12 protein-coding genes and 1 pseudogene are annotated in these 20075 nt (G+C 61.9%); 3 read left to right on the forward strand and 10 right to left on the reverse strand.

Annotated elements, in window-relative coordinates; genetic code table 11:
* Positions 1-14: 14 nt before the first annotated feature.
* Positions 15-2606 carry an AAA family ATPase gene (locus tag AC5Y3P_RS09500; protein ID WP_346404750.1) on the forward strand — a complete coding sequence of 864 codons (2592 nt, stop codon included), beginning with the start codon at positions 15-17 and terminating at the stop codon, positions 2604-2606.
* Positions 2607-2648: 42 nt separating this feature from the next.
* On the opposite strand, the gene AC5Y3P_RS09505 is transcribed toward AC5Y3P_RS09500, so the two are convergent.
* The gene (locus AC5Y3P_RS09505) at positions 2649-4130 is read right to left on the reverse strand and encodes a hypothetical protein (protein WP_500045647.1); all 1482 of its coding nucleotides are present in this window, start codon (positions 4128-4130) and stop codon (positions 2649-2651) included.
* A 157-nt stretch (positions 4131-4287) separates the two neighbouring features.
* Here AC5Y3P_RS09505 and AC5Y3P_RS09510 point away from each other — a divergent pair, with 157 nt between their 5' ends.
* Both AC5Y3P_RS09510 and AC5Y3P_RS09515 read left to right on the forward strand, forming a co-directional pair.
* Positions 4288-5238 carry a DUF6602 domain-containing protein gene (locus AC5Y3P_RS09510; protein ID WP_500045648.1) on the forward strand — a complete coding sequence of 317 codons (951 nt, stop codon included), beginning with the start codon at positions 4288-4290 and terminating at the stop codon, positions 5236-5238.
* A gap of 96 nt (positions 5239-5334) precedes the next feature.
* On the forward strand, positions 5335-6000 hold the full coding sequence (locus AC5Y3P_RS09515) for a DUF8453 domain-containing protein (RefSeq protein ID WP_500045649.1): 666 nt from the start codon (positions 5335-5337) through the stop codon (positions 5998-6000).
* A 272-nt stretch (positions 6001-6272) separates the two neighbouring features.
* On the opposite strand, the gene AC5Y3P_RS09520 is transcribed toward AC5Y3P_RS09515, so the two are convergent.
* The 9 genes and pseudogenes from AC5Y3P_RS09520 to rplI all read right to left on the reverse strand — a co-directional run bounded on the left by AC5Y3P_RS09520 (position 6273) and on the right by rplI (position 20058).
* Entirely contained in the window at positions 6273-6524 is a 252-nt protein-coding gene (locus tag AC5Y3P_RS09520) for an AbrB/MazE/SpoVT family DNA-binding domain-containing protein (RefSeq protein ID WP_500045650.1), read from the reverse strand.
* Between the two features lie 141 nt (positions 6525-6665).
* Complete coding sequence (locus tag AC5Y3P_RS09525) at positions 6666-8381, reverse strand: hypothetical protein (RefSeq protein ID WP_500045729.1); 1716 nt, start codon at positions 8379-8381, stop codon at positions 6666-6668.
* 210 nt (positions 8382-8591) lie between these two features.
* A pseudogene (locus AC5Y3P_RS09530) lies at positions 8592-9017 on the reverse strand (TniQ family protein); the annotation flags it as partial.
* A 26-nt stretch (positions 9018-9043) separates the two neighbouring features.
* Positions 9044-10174, reverse strand: a complete 1131-nt coding sequence (locus AC5Y3P_RS09535) for an AAA family ATPase (RefSeq protein ID WP_500045723.1) — start codon at positions 10172-10174, stop codon at positions 9044-9046.
* A 6-nt stretch (positions 10175-10180) separates the two neighbouring features.
* Positions 10181-12913: a TniQ family protein gene (locus AC5Y3P_RS09540; RefSeq protein WP_500045651.1), complete on the reverse strand. Its 2733-nt coding sequence runs from the start codon at positions 12911-12913 to the stop codon at positions 10181-10183.
* A 54-nt stretch (positions 12914-12967) separates the two neighbouring features.
* The gene (locus AC5Y3P_RS09545) at positions 12968-15097 is read right to left on the reverse strand and encodes a TnsB C-terminal domain-containing protein (protein WP_500045652.1); all 2130 of its coding nucleotides are present in this window, start codon (positions 15095-15097) and stop codon (positions 12968-12970) included.
* A 4-nt stretch (positions 15098-15101) separates the two neighbouring features.
* Positions 15102-15836, reverse strand: a complete 735-nt coding sequence (locus AC5Y3P_RS09550) for a TnsA-like heteromeric transposase endonuclease subunit (protein WP_500045653.1) — start codon at positions 15834-15836, stop codon at positions 15102-15104.
* A gap of 184 nt (positions 15837-16020) precedes the next feature.
* Positions 16021-19107, reverse strand: a complete 3087-nt coding sequence (locus tag AC5Y3P_RS09555) for a replicative DNA helicase (protein ID WP_500045654.1) — start codon at positions 19105-19107, stop codon at positions 16021-16023.
* A gap of 495 nt (positions 19108-19602) precedes the next feature.
* On the reverse strand, positions 19603-20058 hold the full coding sequence (rplI, locus tag AC5Y3P_RS09560) for a 50S ribosomal protein L9 (protein WP_500045655.1): 456 nt from the start codon (positions 20056-20058) through the stop codon (positions 19603-19605).
* Positions 20059-20075: the final 17 nt, after the last annotated feature.

The following is a 20075-nucleotide window of genomic DNA, read 5'->3' on the forward strand; positions in this document are numbered from 1 at the left end:
GGCGGACCGGCGAAATGTCAGACGAGGTAATGGAATCCCAGGTTGTCAGCCAGGAGGAGTCGAATCCTCCGGACCCGCGTGAAACTCTCGCGCAATGGGCCAACGAGCAGGATGGATGGGTCCGCTCGATCGTCCGAAGTGTTTTGAGCACTGGCCGAGCCCTTTCAAGCGACGACCTCGATGCCGCATATGCGCTTTTTCGACAGGAGAAGGGACTCGATGAGCGCACTCTCCCAACGGAGCCCGGACTCACGGTGGAGGCGTTAGAGGAGGATGCTGAACTCCCGCTTGCCATCACCAGAATCTCCGAGGTAACAGGTGTCAATGCGATCGTGACGGGTTCTGTGATTGAGCCCCATGCCGGAATGACCATCTTGTTTGGTGAGAACGGCACCGGAAAAACTGGTTATGCACGAATCTTCAAGGCGCTCGCAGGAAGTCGCACAGCAGATGCGATCCTTGGCGATATTGCCGTGAGCGAAGACGTACCGATTTCGGCGAAGGTTGAGTACACCGTCGGACCTGAAGTCAAGACATTTGCGTGGACCGGAGAGCAGGGACAAGCCCCCTTCACGCGGATGTCGATCTTCGACAGTCCCGCAGTGCACTTCCACGTAGACGACGATCTGGAATACGTCTACGTCCCGACCGTCCTTGCCCTGTTCAATCATGTGAACACCGCCATTAAAGGCGTACATGAGCGCATAGGAAATTCCATTGGGAACCTATCATCCGGCTCAACAACACTGCTAGATCGTTTTCCGCGAGACTCGACGATCTATCCCCTCGTGGAAACACTCGGCGCATCTACGGACCTGGCTGAACTCAACGCACGGGCGGATCGGGGTTCCGACATTGACCAGCGGGGCGATGTCCTGCGCCGCGCAGTAGCCGCTCTCGAAGCGGATACTCTCACCGCGCAAATCGCGGAGCGACAAAGAGGCGAGAGAGTACTGCGGCAAGCAGTGCTTGCTATCACCACGCTCGGCTCGCTAAACGTTCAAGCACTTAATATGCAGCTCCAGCAACTCGAGGAACTCCGGACTGATTATCGCAGCTTCCGCACGGATCTCTTCGCAGCTGCCGACCTCCCGGCAGACCCCGAAGACACCTGGGATGCGTTCGTATCAAGCGGCGACCGGTACAGGGTGCACCTGGAATCGCTTGGCGCGCATGACGCGGAGCGCTGCCTCTACTGCCGCCAGCCCCTGGCGGATCCCGCCAAGGCCCTGATCTCAAAGTACGGTGAGTACCTCACCGACAAAATCAGCTCCGATATCGCTGCCGTGGAAGAAAGCATCAGAGGCGTGACTGCACCGATCCTGGCAATCCAACTCAACGAGGTCAACGCATTCATAGATGAGCACGAGACTCAAGCCGACCGGCCGTCATTCTTCGCTGCAATCTCCAGCATCAGCAATGCCGCAACTGCTGCAGCGGAAGCGCTTCGCACATCAGGGCCTATCGACGAGTCAACCATGACCAACGTATCGGCTCTAACTTCTGAGGCGTCGACGGCGCATAGGGCCATCGAGGCAGAGATCGCGGACTTGAAGACACAGGCAGCGAATCGCGCCGATGCTCTGCAGGAAAAGAAGCGTGAGCTAGTGGAGCTAACGGCGTCGGGAGAACTAGCCAAGTCGTGGACAACGATCCAGACTCAGGTAGAACGTGCCAAGGAATCGGACAAGCTACAAGTTCTGGCCGGCAAGTTCTCCGCCCTGGGTCGGTCCGTGACTGAGCTCGCAAAAGCCGCGAGCGACGAGCTCATTAATCAAAGCTTTGACAAGCTATTCGCTGAAGAATGCGCCGCACTCAGGGCCCCCGCCCTCCAAGTTGAATTCGTCGGCCGGCAAGGCCGAGCGCAACGTCGCAAGACGTTGGCGGGTCAGCACAAACCTTCCAAGATCCTGTCCGAGGGAGAACAAAAAGTACTGGCGCTCAGCGATTTCCTTGCCGAGGCGCGCCTGGCGGGGATCACAGCGCCAGTCATCTTCGACGACCCTGTGTCCAGTCTGGATCATCGGCGCATTAACGAGGTTGCCCGCCGAATCGCGAACCTTGCTGAACATAATCAGGTCATCGTCTTTACGCACGATGTCTTCTTTGCGGCCACGTTGCTGGCACTCTTCGAGTCGTCGAAGCGATGTACCTACTTCCACGTGACTGATGAGGACGGGAAGGGCAAAGTCACGAGAGCGTCTGGCCCCCGCTGGGATTCGCTCGGAAACCTTAAGTCCAACATCAACAAAACGATCGAGGCCGCCCGCGCCGTGGATGGCGAAGCTCGGGCGGCGTTGGTCCGCGATGGTTATGGATGGATCAGGTCTTGGTGCGAGGTATTCACCGAAACGGAGCTGCTGAAGGGCGTATCCCAGCGGCTACAGCCCAACATCCGAATGACGACGCTCCGCGACATCAAGGTAGGTGCGTTGCCAGCCGCCTCCGAGGTTGTGGCCCGCATTTTTGACGACGCCTGCCGATACATCGCAGCGCATTCCCAACCACTACTCACCCTTGGAGTCGGTCCGAGCCTGTCCGGCCTTGAAGCTCACTGGAAGGAACTGCAGGATGCGCGCAAGAAATATCTAGATGCAACCGAATAGCTCCGTGGCCAACGCGAAGCACGGCCAGCTTCAAAGCGAGGTCTAGGCAGCTTGCCGCGAGCTCTGCGGCTCCTGGAAAAGAGTGTCTCGTGAGACACGCTGATTTCGCATAAAAGCCGGATCTAACACCTTGACCTTCCGCAATGCGTCCTGGAAGCGTAGATACGCGGTCTTCTCCCGCTTTTCGAAGCCTTTGTCCGAACGCGCCTGCTTGAGACGATGCTCGACCTTCAGCCGTTCCTCCAACTCACCCAGCCAAGCGCCGAGGGTGTTGTCCACGATGCTGCGCACCACGTAGTCAGGGGTGTAGAAGATGCCGTCACGCTTCCGCTTCCCGCGTTTCGGGATCGTCGGTTGCGTCAAGTCTTCAATGGGATGCCCTGCGGCTACCTTCCGCTGGATCTCCTCGATGTCGGTGATGGACTGCTCGAAGATGTGCCCGAGCACTTTGACGCTGAGTGAGTCCTCTTGGAAGTCGTACCCGCCAAGTTCGGCTAACAGCAGTAGCGGTGCGTCGGAGACATCTAGCGAGTCAACGAACTCGTCCTTGGCGAACAGCCCGCCGTTGTATCCGGTGGGAATGCCGAGGCGGTCGCTGCCTTTGTCGATAGCGTTGAAGAAACCCTTGAGGTGATGGAACAGCGGCTCGTTGACGGGTGACTTCTTGGCGTAGTCCACGACTTCGGCGAGGATGGCGTCGGGCAAGAGCCCGCGGTCTTCGGCGAAGCAAGCGAAGACCACCCTGTCGATGATGGTCTGAACTTTCTCGATAGCCAGCTCGAACCTCGGGCGGGTCTTCGGGTTGCGCTCCCAAATGTCTCGCAGCAGGTTCTCCCGCGCGGCTTTGTACTGGGCGTAGAAACGTTCGCCGATCTCCTGCTGCTCTTGGCGGATGGCGCTGAGCAACTGTTCGGTGGTGGACTTGCCCACTGCCGTCGTGAAGTTGTCCGCGCGCAGCAGCAGGTACCAGGTCTTGAACTTGATGTAGTCATCTGTGGGGTCAACCAGGTCTTCCAGAGTCCAGACCTCATAGTCGAGCTGGTTGTCGTTGTACAGCCTGAACTCGTAGAAGTTGCTGACGATGACGAACGGGCAGGAGCGGTACTGCGGCTTGTACTTGAACGCCTGTTGGACGGGACTGAGGTTCCCGTCCCGGGGTTGCGGACGGTCGAGCGGTGTGGAGGCGTCCTTGAGTTCGACAACCGCCGCCACATTCTCGATGCCCTTGGCGGGGTCGCTGTAGCTGAGCAGCACGTCGGGGAACTGCCTCTTGTCGGTGGTCGCCTTCGGTTCCAGCGTGTGAGGGAACCCGTACTTCTTCTCGGCGTAACCGAGGATGGTGATGAAGAAGTCGTAGTTGTACCCCTGCTCCCGCCCCGTCTCCTTGTCGGTCTTCAGCGAGCCATAGCGGAAGTCGTCCAGCCATGCCTGGGCGACCTCAACGCCGTTGAGGATGTCCGATGTGGGGATAGCCTCCGCTCGCTCCCGCACCGTGTTCCGCCCGAAGAGCCGCGCCCGTCCCATGGCAGGCAGATTACGGTGGGAATGAGCCTTAGAGACCTCAGGAGCCGCTTTCGCGACCGTGTCGTGTCCAAGGTGACTTCTTCACGACGCTGCGGCGGACGTCCCGCAAACATCTGCCCACAAGGGACGTGTCGGTGCCCGTGTCTACGCTCAGCTCATGATCCACGAACACCATGAGTGGCTGACGGACGTGAACAACTCCATTGTGGAGTCGTTCCAGCGTGAGCAAGCCACCGCGAGTGAGAGGGGACGTACCCAGGAGACAGGTCACGGCGTCGAGTCGAACTGGGATGAGGTGCTCACCGACTGGCTGCCTCCGCAATATGAGATCGGGAAACGGAAGTACCTCATGCTCGAAACGGAGGACGGCGCGCCGCTCACGAAGGAGACCGACCTCGTCATCTTCCATCCGCACTATCCGACCAAGTTGCGCAAGAAGCATCACGTACTCGCGTCCGGCGTCGCCGCCGCGTTCAGCATCAAGCGCACCGTTGGACGCAAGGACATCGTTGAGGCGTACAAGGATGCGATAGCGCTCCGTCGCGGGATGCGGCTGCGCGGATGGTGGAAACTGCAGGATCATCTGGTTCCGCCCGTGTTCTACGGGCTGCTCGGGCAGTCCCATGAGTGGAAAGCGCCTTCGAGCACACCGGATGAGAACGTTCGTGACATCTCAATCGAGTTGGAAAACAAGATCGTCACCGCGCCGCGTGAGGGACTGGACTTCATGTGCATTGCCGACCTCGGGGCATGGACTCGGAAGACCATCGCGCTGCCGCAGCAGTTCTTAGACAAGAACGTCAGAACCGACTCTGTCGGCGTGTACTCGATGGGCCCGGTTGGCGACGATGCCCGCGTCATCTCGGGGCTGGGGCGCGACTACGAACAGCAGAACCTGTCCCCACTGACCAACTTCATCGGCGCGCTCTGGGACAAGCTCTCGACTAACGACCCGACACTGAAACCGCTTGCGGACGGGCTCCGCATCACGAAGACGATGGACACATCGTTCAGCCTGGGGGCGGGACAGAAGGTGTACAAGCTGTCCGAAGTGACCCACCCTGACGTGGCAGCCCGTTACTGGAAATCTGACCCATGCGCCTACTGACAGTCGCACAGGTCGGAACGCGGTGGGGTAGGGCAGACCGCGGTGACGCATACGATCTGTCGGTGTTCGCATCTGATTTGGACGGGCTATCGTCCGATGTCTAGGAGCAAGGAGACGGTCGCCAAGGTCTCGGCAGCGGCGTTGGTGAGCCTCGCCGCGCTGTTGGGTGGTGTCGCGTGGTTGTCGGCGAATGACGTGGCGAACGCGGCGACAACCTGGACGGCGCTCGGTTCTCTCGCGACCATAACGGCCGCCGTGGTGGCGATAGGGACTCTCGTCGCGCTGAAACGTGACAGCGCCGACCGCACCCGTCCAGTGATCCTCGCGGAGCTGCGTGCGGCGGTGCTCACCCGTGACGCCGAGTTCATCGTGAGGAACGTGGGTCAGTCGGTCGCCAGGGATGTGAAGGTGGACTTCGACCCGCCACTGCCCGTCCTGGAGGGGGATGATGCCGTGGGACTCACGACTCCGTACCTGCAACGGCGCTACAGGCAGACCATCCCGACGTTTCCACCAGGGCTGGAACTGTACAACTCGTACCAAGACGCCAACGACAACGACGAGCCGACGCCCGACGACTTCGCCGTCACGATCACTTACTACGACATGCACGGGCACAAGTACAGGGACAGCTACGACTTCACGATGGAAGTCCTGCGGGGTCACACCGCTGCGTATCCCAGCAACACCGACGATAAGGGGATGCAGCGGCGTGAAGTGAAGGCGCTGGAAGCCATCGCGCGCGGCATTGGGCGACACTGACCGGGCAGCTGTAATGGTCGATTACACGGGTTCGCTAGACGGGCTCCGAACCCGTTCTAGCTAGGAAGGGTAGAGGGCTCTTTTCCCTACTGTGCCAGTGTTGCGGAGCTGGGTGTTGTCATTGCGGTGGTCGCGGACCTCGCTGGCCGGTTCGTGGGATCGGCGGCGTAGGCAGAAAATGAACTCGCTCTCCGTCACGTCGCGAAATGCCGCTTTGTGTTCTGGTTTCAGCCTTCGATAGTCGGCATCGAAGGCTGGGGTCGTCTCGAATTTCACAACTGCGGCGGGGTCTCGCGGTCGGCCTCGTCAAGCCGATCGAGGTGGCCGAGGAGCGCCTCACCGTCCTGGTGGACGTCGATCCGGCCGGCGGTCACATGCTCGTCGACTTCCTTCTCACGCTGTTGCTGGCGGGCCTCCCAGAACCATCGTTGGTCGGCCGGCACCGGCAGCACGGCCCGAAGTTCCAGCACACCATCTTCGCGTTCGGTGGTCTCGACTTGAGCACCGGATTCATCCAGGTGCATACGCCGCCGTACGTCAGCCGGCAGTGCAACAACTCCTCGGGCCTGGACGGCCACTAAACCGTGAAATGCCATGGGTCCATGGTCGGTGCACGGTGATAAGCAGGCAAGCCGTTCCCGACAAGTGGCCTCCGGCGTAGGTACTCAGCGATCCTTCAGGGCCTGAGCGGTAGCCGCAAGTGCGCCACGGTGACTGGCCCCACCTCTGCCACGCATGGGGATGGAGAACGCTTTCGCCCATCGCGCAACACTGGCGGTGCTGAGTCCGACATCTTGGGCGATATCAGACAGCGGTCGGAGGTTATTCACGTACTGGTCGTATAGCCACACCGGATCAATGACTGCCTTTGCCTGTCTTCCGGGCTCGCGTAGCGGCAGGTCATAGTCACGGATGAGGCGTGTGATCGTCTGGCGGCTGACTCCAGCCACCTCCGCGATGTCCTTGAGCGCCATACCGTCCCGCTCGTAGAGGTGCACCATGCGCTCCTTCGGAAACGCCGCTCGTGCCCTCGCATAGGCGCGCTGCCTGCTGGCGGGAGTGCAGGGACCCGGCTCTTGCGACAGCCGAGGTGCGGGTTGGAACTCCAGCAGATGGCGGACGGTATCGAGGCTGGTATTCAGTCGGAGTGCCGCCGCTCCAAGCGCCAGCCCTTCGTTCACGACTAGCCGATGCAGGTCGACGACGGGCACACGTGAAGGATCCGTCCCAGGGAGGTCTAGACCTTTGAACACATCGCTGAGCGGTTGCCACCAAACTGGTTCTCGGATGCCCTGGTTAGCGAGGAATTCGTGTGCGTGTTGATCGAGTGCCTGGGCGAGTTCAGGAGTGAGGTGACCAGGAAAGTCGGCAACCTTGGTGCGTGCAGCACCGTTCTCGGGGCCCCACGGTGACGCAGAAGCTGGCTGGCTGCTGATCCGTTCGAACAGGAACCGCCGTGCAATTCTGAGCCGAGCAGTGTGAGGTCCTGGCGTGGATGTGGCGCGGCAGATGTGTTTCCAGACCCGGTCCGGCAACAGCGGACTGTAGTCGATCCGCCGACGACGTCCGTAGTCGATCGGAACGTCATTGCTGACGAGGTAGTCGGCCATCCGAATAAGTGCCACCCGGAGATCAGGCCACTTGTCCTGCTTCTCCAGCAGCTGAAGTACTCGGGAGACGGCGTGACCATCAATAGGGCTGCGAACAAAGCGTGCAGCTTCGCCGAGGCTAAGTCTGCTGCCGACCAAGAGAAGGATCACCGGCAGAGCTGACCGGAGCTGCCACTGGTGGCAGTTCGGGATAGCCATGGGTAGCGACCATGCTTGCCAGATTCTCGTTGGCAGCTTGCTCGCGAATCCCGAGCCGCGTATCGGACGGGCAGGCAAGGGCGTACCGATGCGGTACCGCAGTTGATCAGTGGGCTTGAGCAGCGGTCCGAGCGCAGCAAGCTGGACGGCCGCGAGGACCGGCGAGGTGTTCTTGCCCCATGCGGCGTTGGTGGCCCGGACCGTGGAACCCCGTTTTCGAGAGGCTGCCACGAGCCAACGCAGCGCGGTGCCACCAGCTTCCACGTCGCCGCGTTCCACAGTATGCAGGGCAGCTACGACGCCAACGGCGGCCTCCACTGCGTGAGCCGGCGCCGCCAGGCCGGGTTTGGCAACGCCTGGACCACGCGCAGTCGATTGCCCAGCACGGTCCACCGTCTCGACGTAGATGCGGTTCAGGTCGTCGGGAATGACTGATTCGAGCTCGTCCGGCGTCGCATAGGCCAACGCACGCCCAGCGATGGCACGAAGGTCTGCGAGGACACGTAATCGAGGCTGCGGCGAAATTTGGTACACCCCGAAAGCAGTCGACACTCGGTCGAGGACGTCGTCCACCCTGTGCTGGGCACGAATGACTGGGTGCGCCTCATCGAATAGGCCGACGGTCGCGGTCGTTAGGTCCGCACCGCACCTTCTGGGCGTGCGCCCCGCCGCTTCAGCGGCTCGGTGAGCGCAGCGACCGGGAGTTGGCACGATATCTGTGACACTCGTCCGGCGCCGCTGAACTGATCCACAGGCCGGGCAGGTATCGGCGAGCAAGCAATTGTGGACCGTACACGCGAAGGTCCAACCCAATCGCCACTTCAACTGCCAACGCCCTTGAGTCGACGCAAGGCATGCTGGGCAGAACCGTGATCCTCTGCCGGGGCCCCAGGGAAACGCTCGATTCAGCTTCCTCCTTTCGTCCGGCTCGACTCGCAGTGCCCGTCCTGCGTAGCGCTGAAGGGTCATCTCTTCGAGGACATCGGTTGAGACTCCGGTGCCCGCGCTGATTGTCACCGCCTCCGTAGGTGTCAATTGGATCATCCAGGGGCTGGTGACCGCACCGTGACCGGTGCTGAGGCCAAGTGCGGTGAGAAGATCGCCGAACGCGGCGTTAGCTCGGTGCGCGAGAGCGTCCAGCCATGAGTCCAGTGCCTCTCCTGCGAGCGGTGTCAGGCGGATCGGCAACGTGCGGACCGTTCTCTCCATCACGGGTGCCCCATACTGGGTTCCTCCTATCCCACTTTGAGCCGGGTTCGGAGCTTGCCCGTCGAGATCGCAAGGTCGAGCTCGTGACGTGCTTTCTCCGAAGCCGCATCGACTTTCACTCGATCAAGCAGGTCAGCGGTCAGCTTCTCTTCACCGCTGCGAACGGCACGTTGACAGCCTCGGTTGATCAACGTCATGAGCGATCCGATGTGGCCGGTGGACCGCGCGTAAAGATAGTCACAGAGATCGTCCGCGATCATGCCGGGGCGGCTATCGACCAATGCCACGCGTTGCTCGATAGCTAGGAGAAGCTGTCGCCATTGACGCCGCCCACTCTTGTTGTCTACCGCGAACGGCTCCATACTCAATGCGGTTGTCCGGCGGCCTGTTTGGGCGAGCACCGCGTCTTCGTAGTCGCTGCCTTCGGAAAACAGACCCCGGGCACCAAGCCCGACACCGATGAAGACCATCGTTACGGGGAATTCGTTCGCGATGTACTTGAAGTGGTTGCTGATCGCAACTCCGGAACTGTTGCGCCAGGGCAGGAAATGCAGGTCGTCGATAATCAAGAGTCTTGTTTCACAAGAGAGCACGCAATCAAGGGCTCGCCGGGCATAGTCGACCGCGGTCCCTCTGCGCGATCCTGGGTGTGCGAAGAACTCCAGCATCGCCCGGTTGAATTCTTTCATCCCGGTATTGCCCGTGAGTCCAACTCGGCAGACCGGCCACCGTTCGTCTCCGGAGTCAGTGGTCGTACCTAGTTCGGCGATCTCCCTGCGATGATACTGGCGGGCGAAGGCCAAGACTGCGGTCGTCTTTCCAAGTCCCGGGAATGCGTCGATCGCGACGGCGCCTTTAGCTTTGTCGCCGTCTTGGGCATTGCTGTCGATGATGTCCCAAAGGTCTTCGTGCAGTGCCTCGAGTTGTGGGGTCTTGATGGGGCCGAGGTTGGCATGCCACTCACGGCGCTGCCGGTTGTAGTCTTCGGTGGCCTTGTCCCCCAATGCATCGAGTTCAGTTCGTGTGAGCCTCTCGGGTGGAACTCGCGCCGGCGTGTTGACGAAGCGCTGCCAGCCCTCCTTCCGCGCCAAGGTCAAGTTGTCGAGCCTCAGCGCGCTCTCTTCCCCAACTACTGGCTGCTGCTCTCTCACATCTATGCCTCCTTAGGCATCGGGCTCGACCGTGAGGTCTACTGGTCCTGACGCCGGAGGCGGGGTTCTTACGTATGCCGGCAACCCACGTGCGGGGAGCTTTCGGATGCTGCGCCTCGTCGAAATGGTCGGGCCAGCGGGACCACCACGCTCAGCTAATACCTTTGTGGCCGCGACGATGTCCTCTCCAAACGCGGTCAGTTTCTGTGGGCTGTTGCGGTCTGCCCGAACGAAGACGGGCCGTCCCAGGTCCCGCTCAATGAGTCGGACCTGATTCCACAGAGTCGACAAATGGATGTGTAAATGCTTTGAGGCAGTGGCTAGGTTGGCGAACCGAGCAATGGCCACCAGACGTTGGAGACGTTCCCAGCCACCCTGTCCTGCCAGCGCCGGCCGCAACACCTCCGGTACGTTCTCATTGTTATCGATCTCATTCCGTGAGTATCGGCCGAGGCGCCGGACGGAGATCTGCTGGTTTGCGTGCTTGGACATGGTTGCGACGCTGACCCCACGTTCGCGGGCCAGTTCAGACAGCGACCGTCCGTTGAGGACGTGTTCCCGGTATAGCCACGCTTGATCAAATGTGTACCTGCGCTTCGCATGCGCCGGACGCAACGCAATCTGGTAGTCACGGGCTAGTTTGGTCACGGTCGCCTTGCTTACCCCTGCTAGATCGGCGATGTCACGCAGACTGAGTTGTTGCTCTTCGTAGAGTTCGACGAACCGTGTGCGTGGCAGTGCCAGATTCGCCTGCTGGTAGGCGGGGCCAACTCGTCGGACAGTGACCGGAGGGATTGGTGCTTGGCGCGGCGGGCGTGGCGCCGGGTGCTCTTCGAGTGCGAGCCTCACCGTGTCAGCGCTGACCGACAGATGCTTGGCGGCATCATAGATGTCCAGCTGGTCTTCGCGAATCATTCGGTGCATTCCCGAAATATCCAGGCTGCGAACATCAAACCCTGGCAAATGCAGGTCGTCGAGCAACTCCATCGGGGGCTGCCAGTGCACCGGTTCATCGGTCACACCCTGATCTGCAAGAAACTCTAGGCTGTACGCATCTAGAGCGGATTTGAGCTCGGGCGTTAGCCGTCCCGGGAACAAGAGAAGTCCCGTCATCGCTGATTCGTCATTGGCCGGAATTGGATTGTCAATCGCTGGCAGACCACTGAGTCGTTCACGCAGGTACCTGCGGGCAGTGGCGACCCCCTCAGATCGCGTCCGTCCCCGGTGCAGATGCCCCCAGGTCGAATCGGGGAGCAAGCTTGAATAGTCCAACATCCGGCGGCGGTGATAATCAATTGGCGGTGGACAATCCGCCAATCTGTCGTTGAGCCGGATGAGTGCCGAGCGGATCTGCTGCCAAGATTCGGTTTTCGCCAAACGCCAGAGGACCGTGACGACGTGTTGCGTGCGGGCTCGCGCACCGAGCAGTGCGCTTGCTTGCGCCCAGTCGACTGTATCGCCGACAAGCAGAACCCCGACGGACAACGCTAGTCGTGCACCCCGTTGAAAGAGATCCGCCGGGCATAGACGCAGTGACCAGGACTGCCACATCATCGTCGGCAGGCCCGACGCGATCCGCTCCCGCCGGTCTGAATCGCCCGCGGGCCGGCTCGGAAATGTAGTACCGATTCGACAGCGCAACTGATCCGGAGCTCCAAGACGATCGCCAAGGGCGGTTAGGTGCACTGCCCGCAGGACCGGGCTCGGTTCCCCCCGACGCGCGTTTAGGCTTCCGGTGACCACCGCCTGAATTGCGCGACGATCCACATGCTTGTGCGCGGCCTTGAGTTCGTGGGCGGCTGCATTGATATCTGGCCGTCCCAGCACCGAGTACGCGGCAGTGACCGCGACGGCGGTAGTCAAGGCTGGCAGCGGCTTGTCTCGATATTTCCGCTCCGATAAGTACCGGCCATAGCCGGTCAGCAGACCGCCGGCACGCGCGTGGTTGTAGGCTGACGCGACGTCGTCCGGAACAAGACCAGCGATCTTGCGTTCGCCGAGTCCGGATAGAATCCCTTGAGCGAGGGCGCGTATGTCCGCAAGTGCGCGCGCAGCTGGAAGTGGATATTGGTTATAGACACCGAAGTTGGCTCTGCCAGATTCGATGACGGCTGAAATGGTCGTCTGAGCGCTCAGGACGGGGTTGTCCGACGAAAGTCGAGCGGTCGGAGTATCGGCTAAAACACCCTCGCAGAGCCGTTTCCCGTGCGGCGCTTCGACCGCGACGACGGTGTTGTCGCAGAATCCTGGTCGAGGAGTGCCGATTCCATAGCGATAGCGTTGGGGTCCACAGCATTCGGCGCAGAGGTCAACGAGTAGGCATCGGTGCTCCACACAAGCGAAGGTCCATAGCAATCGCCACTGGAGTTTCCACGCCCCGCCACGATCACGCAGACAGTCCGGACAGAATCGAGATCCGCGTATACGGCTCCACGGCGTCGCGGGCACCAACTTGCCCGTCTGACTGTCGATTCCGACAGCTATGTCGGCGTACCGGCTGAGGGTCATCGCCCGCACATCGACCGGTGCAGCCCCGGTCGCAACCGCGATAGCCGCGACCTCATCGTCGCTAAGTCGTAAAACAATATCGCGCCATAGGCTGGAGTGAGGAGGTCCAAACCCCATGCCATGAAGTAAATCCGCGACGCAGATACCCAGCCGAGCAGCAGTCCGCTCTAGCCACGAGTCCAACGGTTCGTCCGCTTGCGGAGCCACCCGCAAGGGCAACGAGCGCCATTCACGCATGCGGGCCGACCTCGTCAGCCATACCAGCTTGACGCTGTATCGTCCCGAGTACCGTCATAGCGAATCCAGGGCGTCTGAGTAGAAATCGGAGTCGGGGTCGTCAAGTTCATCCTCGATATCGTCGTCTCCCAGCTCTGGGTCCGACTCATCGCCATGTTCATCGCCTGACAGTGGACCTTCAGATGTGGCGAGCACCCGTGCAACAGACGGCAGTGCGGCAATCAGATCCCCTTCCTCGGCTCGGTCTAGCAGAGAGTCTTCGCGCGACAGCCGCAAGGCCATGCGGCGTTCCGCCAGGGTCGTCCCCAATCCGAGGTTCCACCGCTCCAAGAGGTCTGCGACTGCAAGCCGGTCGTCGGGATAGGTGTACTTCGAGGCTGCGAGTTTGCGCGCGTACTTCAGGGCGTCCTCGCTGAGAGGCATCTGGATTGATGGCGCGTGCTCCCACGTCAGGGTGTGCCATTCACGGGTTTCGGGATCGCGGAAGTAGGCGCGAGTGACGTCATCAGGGTCATAGTGAATCGGCCAGCGACCCTTGGCTTTCCCGCCGTACGGACTCTTCATATTGCGGTACGGATCCAGGCCGGGGCCGTTGTAGCGGCGGCCAAGCTCCACCCCGTAGTGCTGGATCGTCCGGAACTCCACCTTCAGAAATTCATAGGCTAGATCGGGGCTACGCGGAGCCTCGATGTAGCCGGCGCGTGCAACCCCATGCTCGAACATCTGCGCGGGGGACATCCTCAACCCGGGAACGTGCGGATCGATCAGACTGTCGTGCGGGCGGTGATGGTATTCCAGGGCGACCCACTCACGGATGATCAGTTCCAGCTCGTCGAGGTAGAAGAAAGCCTCTGATTCGGGGTCCAACCCGCGGGAGTGGACGTCGGGCCCTTTGTATGCCGGTAAATTCTGCAGCAGGTCCTCGCGGATGGTGCGGAAGAACCGCTCGACCGGCCCCTTGTCGCGGCCGGTCCTCAACCTCGCTGGTTGGATCGATATCCCCATCCGCTGACACACACTCGTCAGATGCTCCGAGACGTAGATCTTGCCGTGATCGATCACGATCGTTTCCGGCACGATCGCAGGTCCGGAGACACCAGGCCGTTCAACTGCCTCGATATCGATTAACACTGATCTGGGCACGCCGTGCTCGGGCCAGACCGCGTACGCGGGCCAGTCGTTACCAGCAGCCCGCGGTCGATATGCCTGGTACAAGACCGCGGCCGCGTCCACTGACTTCGTCGATACCGGCGTCACACGAATGCCGGTGATGCAGCGGGTGTACCAATCCATAGCAACGGTGAGCTCAGCTTGTAACCAGCGCAAGGTAATCGGGTCGAAGGCGAAGACATCCAACCGCGTGGTGTCCATCAGCATGTATTCACCGGGCCTCGTCGGCCGCAGCTTCCCGTAAACGCCATCAGGCCGATCGGCGATGTCGCGGTTGCGTTTCGTGCTCAGACGAAAGGTCGGATACCGCTTCTCCAACTCGGCGAGTGCGCGGAATGCGGTTGCCCGAGACGGTAGCGGCACCACGTCTGCACCAAAACGCGCCGCAACCCTGGCGTTGGTTCGTTTGATTACTGCTGTCTGTGACGGACGCGACTGGTCAGCGTGCTCAACCATCACTTCGACCGCGATCTCAGCCCACCGCGGGTCGACGTTCGTACGCATACTCGTGAACTGATCTCTCGAGTTCGGCGCTAACCCGGCCTCGCCGTTCTCTCGGAAACCTGCGACCCACTGACTGATCGTTCGTACCGTGACGCCTACTTCGGCCGCTTTTGCTGCGTATCGCTCCATTAGCGGGAGACCTGGGTCGAATTCCTTACGCGGCTCGCCGGCGGCTGCGAGTTCTGGATGCCCGGATCGATATCCCGTCAGTACTTCACGAACGTGTGCGGATCGCGTTCGCACTGTCTCCAACTGCGTATCGGTGAGGCCGCCAAGGGTTACAGCAGCCGCCTCAGACGAAGGATCGACATCGACGTGATCATCGATGATGCGGGCATTACCGCTGCCAAGGAGCTCCCGTAATGCGATGCGTGACAGTCGTCTTCTAGATCCAATGCGTAACGTGAGGCTCACTCCAGCCTCGCTCGGGTGCAGTTCGACGACCTCAGCCGCTTCGCCCTCGAAAACGATCCGTGTCCCAACTCCGATCCGAATAGCAGTGTCTGTCATCTCGTCATTTCTCCCGACTCAGGACCGATCTTGGCGTTAGTGGCTGGTGCAGGTCGACGTGAAGGTCCTGCAACCACAACAGATGGAACAGCGCTCCTTTCATGAGCGGCCGTGGCCAGCCCGATACCTCGTCAAGCACCTCGGCGATAGAAAGGCCGTCAATCGTTCTGCCACGCAGCACCTCAAGTAGTGATGGGTCGAACAGCGCTGCCCGGCGATACCCCGCAAGGAAACGAATAGTGTTCAGCAGCAATGGTTCTGGCTCGGTCCTTACTTCGTAGATCCATCCGCGGCTTTCCATGGCTGTTCGCGTCCAAGCGAAAGTCGCTTCAACCTCCGGTTGCGTTAGTCGGCGCTTAGGCTTGACATCTACAACCTTCGGCCCCCGGTCAGTCATCAGGAAGAAGTCGGGGATGTGCCTGCCTACCGTCGTTCCTGACTCCTGCTTCAGGAGGAACGGCTGGGCGCAGATGCGGCGGACTGACCGGTCGAAGTCGGCGAACAGCAGGCTGCTTAGTTCGAGCCGCGATTCATAGATGACGTGTCGGCCTTCGGTTGCCGACCAGTAGGTGCCTGAGTAGTGCTTCTGTCCAGCGCGCCAGCGGAATTCCCGCCATGTATGGGCGTTGGCAAGTACGTCTGGATCGGCATCAGCCAGGGCGACTGAGGACTCATCACCTTTCGGCGCGGTTCGAAACCGTACCGTTGTGGTCGCAGCGGTCCCGGCCGCCGTAACCATGTTCCTTCTACTACCGCTCGGTCAGAGGTGTGCTCGGAGTCATGTCCACAGCGTGACACCCGTTCGCCCGAGTGCTCCGCAGGCGCATCGGCGTGTCTCTCACTCCGACATCAAATTTGAAATCCATTTGAAGTCACCCGTGAGATTTTGAAGTCGAGCGTGAGACCCTACACAACCAGCAGCCTCAGTGCGCCATGTTCGTAAACCGCGACAGATGCAACTGGTGCGCCACCGTGATCGTCGCCGTCGGACCGTTACGGTGCTTACCCAGGATCAGGTCCGCTTCCCCACCACGCGGATCGTCACGGTCGAACGCATCCGGACGGTGCAAGAGTATGACCATGTCCGCATCTTGCTCTAGTGAGTTGTGCACTGAAATCCCTTGTGCCACAAAGTTACTGGGACCCGGCACCGTTCCGTCGTAAACATCCTGCGCACCGATGCTGGTGATCTCGACGATCTCGTCCCAGAACACGTCGTCGGTGGCGATGTCGTGAATCGCGCGGTCCTCGAGAACCGCCGCGGCCCGGTGTAGCCGGGATCGACTCGGCGAATGCTTCCACATCGTCGAACCGCAGAACTCGGTGCCCATCGCCGCCGCGAACTGACGGTGTGTCATCTCCTGCTGCGTCAGCGCCTGCCGCACCCGGTCCCACACCTTTGCGGGCACGGTATCCGCATTCGGATTGCGTACCAGCCCTTCGAGATTGGCCAGTACCTCACGGCCCTTCACTCCCCGCTCGCCGTGTACCCCGACATGGGTCAGGAAGCGCTTCTGGTTCCCGCCGCCGTAGATGTACACATGCCAGCAGTCCCGGTAGCCGGACTTCTTCACCCGCTTGACCCGGCTGAAGACACCCATCCGCAACAGCAGTTGCATGACGTCGTCGGCCAACCGGCGACTCGTCGACGCGTAGTAGATCCGGCCCTGACCGCTCTTCGCATCCCACCGCACCGAGCCGTCGGTGGCCCACAGATGCCGCAAGAACAACGCCACCTGATCGTTGGGGAGCGCGAAAACCTCGGCCGGAACGAACTTCTCGTAGCTGCGCAGACCGAACAGACCCAGCTTGTCCAGCCACGCCGCGATCGGATTGCGCTTGCCCCGGGCAAGGCGGTACGGCGCCGGCATCCGCAGCGTGGTCACCCGCGCGGCCGGGTACTCGTCGCGCACCGCGGTCACGCCGAAGTGTGCCGCGGCATTGGTCACCGCGACCAGGTTCTCCTCGTCGACGGAGGCATACCGGATCGGCTGGCGCTTGACGCACGAGCCGTCGCCGATCATGTGCGCCAGCAGGATGACCTCGGAATCCTCCATCCGCCGCGTCTGCACCGGCTCAGGTACCCGGCGCGGCACCGCCAGCCGGTCCCCAATGCTCAGCTCGCCCAACGCAACCCAACCGTCGATGGTCAGGAACGGGTGGTTGGCAGTGGCCTCGACCTCACGGCCGGAGGCCAGGCGCAGCTTGAACACTTCCTTGTGGCCGCTGTAGAAGACGTTGGTCATCGGCCGCGCCACCATCCGGTTGCGCTCGTCGAGCGCCCACACCAGCGGCCGCTCACCGCTGGCCATCAGCTCACCGAAGGTCACCTCGGCGCCGGTGTCGGCCCGCAGGATGCGGGTGGCCGCGGTCAGGCAGCCCGACTCACGCAGGTCGGAGACCATCGGCTTCTTGTCGGTCCGCTGCTCGGGTCCACGGTTGAGCTGCGAGATCGCGACGACGGGGACTTCGAGTTCCTTGGCCATCAGCTTGAGGCTTCGGGAGAACTCCGAAACCTCTTGCTGGCGCGACTCGAATCGCTTGCCGGAGGTCATCAGCTGCATGTAGTCCACGACGATCAGCCGCAGACCGGCCTTCTGGTGCAACCGACGCGCCTTGGCCCGGATCTCCATCATGGTCAGGTTCGGCGAATCGTCGATGAACAGCGGCGCCTCGCTGATCTCGCTCATCCGGCGGGCCAACCGGGTCCAGTCGTCGTCGCTCATCCGGCCCGAACGCATATCGCCGAGCTTGATCTTGGCCTCGGCCGACAGCAGCCGCATCACGATCTCGGACTTGCTCATCTCCAGGCTGAAAATGACGCTGGCCATCTGGTGCTTGATCGAGCAGGACCGCATGAAGTCCAGGCCCAACGTGGAGTTGTGGGTGGGCACCATGCCCGAACCTGCCAGGTACACGTGGTCGGGATTGTCGACCTCGACGCAGCGCACCGGCACCGTGGACACCCGGCGAATCCAGTTGATGCCTACCGCCGTACGTGGCCTGACCAAAGTGGCAGCGCCGCCCGCGCCGACGGCCTGCGGGACCGCGGCCACCGTGTCCGAGCCGGCGCGCAGCATCCCGGTGGTCCGCACACCTAAGGTGGTCGGCCACTGATGCTGCTCATCGGCGACGATCACCGTGCCGTCGGCGAACTCGATCTCGTAGCAGGGGCGTCCCAGCAGCACCTCGGTAGCCGCCAACACCCGCGTGGGCTGACCCTGCCCGTCGAGCAATAGGTCGCCGACCCCGACGTCGCCCATCGTGGTCCACCCGCGCGGAGTGGGCAGTGGGGTGTCCAGCGCCAGCGCCTTCCCGACACCGGGCCGCGCCGCCACGATGATCATCTGCCCGGCGTGCAGCCCGTTGGTCACCTCGTCGAGTTCGGTGAACCCGGTCGGCACCCCGCGCGCGATGCCGCCGTTGGAGGCGATCGCGTCGATCTCGTCCATGGTGGGCTGCAGCAGGTCTTCCAGCGGCACGAAGTCCTCGGAGTTGCGCCGCTCGGTGACCTCGTAGATCTCGGCCTGGGCGCGGTCGACCACCTCGGCCACATCGGCGCCCTCAGCCCCGGCGTAGCCGTACTGCACCACTCGGGTACCGGCTTCGACCAAACGGCGCAGCAGCGCCTTCTCGGCCACGATCCCGGCGTAGTAGCCGGCGTTGGCCGCGGTCGGCACGGTCGAGATCAGGGTGTGCAGATAGGGCGCCCCGCCGATCCGGCGCAGCAGTCCGCGGCGGTCCAACTCGGCGGCCACGGTGACGGCGTCGGCCGGCTCTCCGCGGCCGTACAGGTCCAGGATCGCGTCGTAGATGTTCTGGTGTGCGGGACGGTAGAAATCGCCGGGCCGCAGCTTCTCCAACACGTCGGCGATGGCGTCCTTGGACAGCAGCATCCCGCCCAGCACCGACTGCTCGGCGGCCATGTCCTGCGGCGGCTGACGGCCGAAGTCCTCATTGGGCGGCGGAGCGTCCATCCCAGGCTGTCCGAGATCGTCAACGACGGCCATACGGCTGCTGCCTTCCTCCCCGGAGAGGTCGAACGTGCTTTCGAGTTATTGCTCGCACCGTACGCAAGGTCCCCGACAAACCCTGGCTGTCGTTCCCCCGTGCCGCATGCGCCGGATAGACCGTAGACGGTTGCTGGCACCCAGCGAAACCACCCCTGTGGATGAAGCTGTGCATGCCGTGTGGATAGTGCGGGACGACCATGTTGGCGCTATGGGGAGAACCTGTGGAGCAATCCTCGGATTTCAGCTGTTTCCGCAGTTAAGCGGACCACAGGGCACCCGGATTGTTGTGGATGGCAATCCGCACGGCGTGTCGTGCCGGGTTGCCGTCTCGGGCGTGTTGGGTTGCCTTGGTGTGGGGGTGGGATGAACGGCGGGTTACGTTCGCTGTGGCGCGGGTCGCGCAAACCGTTCGCTGGCACATACAGCAACTCCCCGGCAACCGCGCCAAAGCGCGACTACCGGGGAGGATTGCTGTTTTGAGCTAAGCCAGGACTAACCGGCGACGACGTCCAGGTCGATCTTGACGGTCACCTCGGGGTGCAGCCGCACCTCGATCGGGTGGCTGCCCAGCGCCTTGATGTGCGCCTTGGGCAGCACCACGGTGCGCTTGTCCAGGCTGGGGCCGCCGGCTTTCTTGATGACGGCCACCACGTCGGCGGCGGTCACCGAGCCGAACAGCTTGCCCGAGTCGCCGGCGGTCTTGACCGGCAGCGAGACGGTGCCCAGGCCCTCGAGCGCGGCCTTGAGCTCCTTGGCGTGGTCCAAGTCGCGGACGGCCTTGCTTTCCTGGGCGCGACGGATGTCGTCGGCCTGACGCTGAGCGCCCCGGGTGGCCACGATGGCCAACCCGCGGGGCAGCAGGTAGTTGCGGCCGTAGCCGTCCTTGACCTCGACGGCGTCGCCGGCCGAACCGAGCTTGTCGACCTCGGCGGTGAGGATGAGCTTCATTGTTGGTACTCCTGCTT

Source organism: Mycobacterium sp. NGS45, from assembly GCF_059812645.1.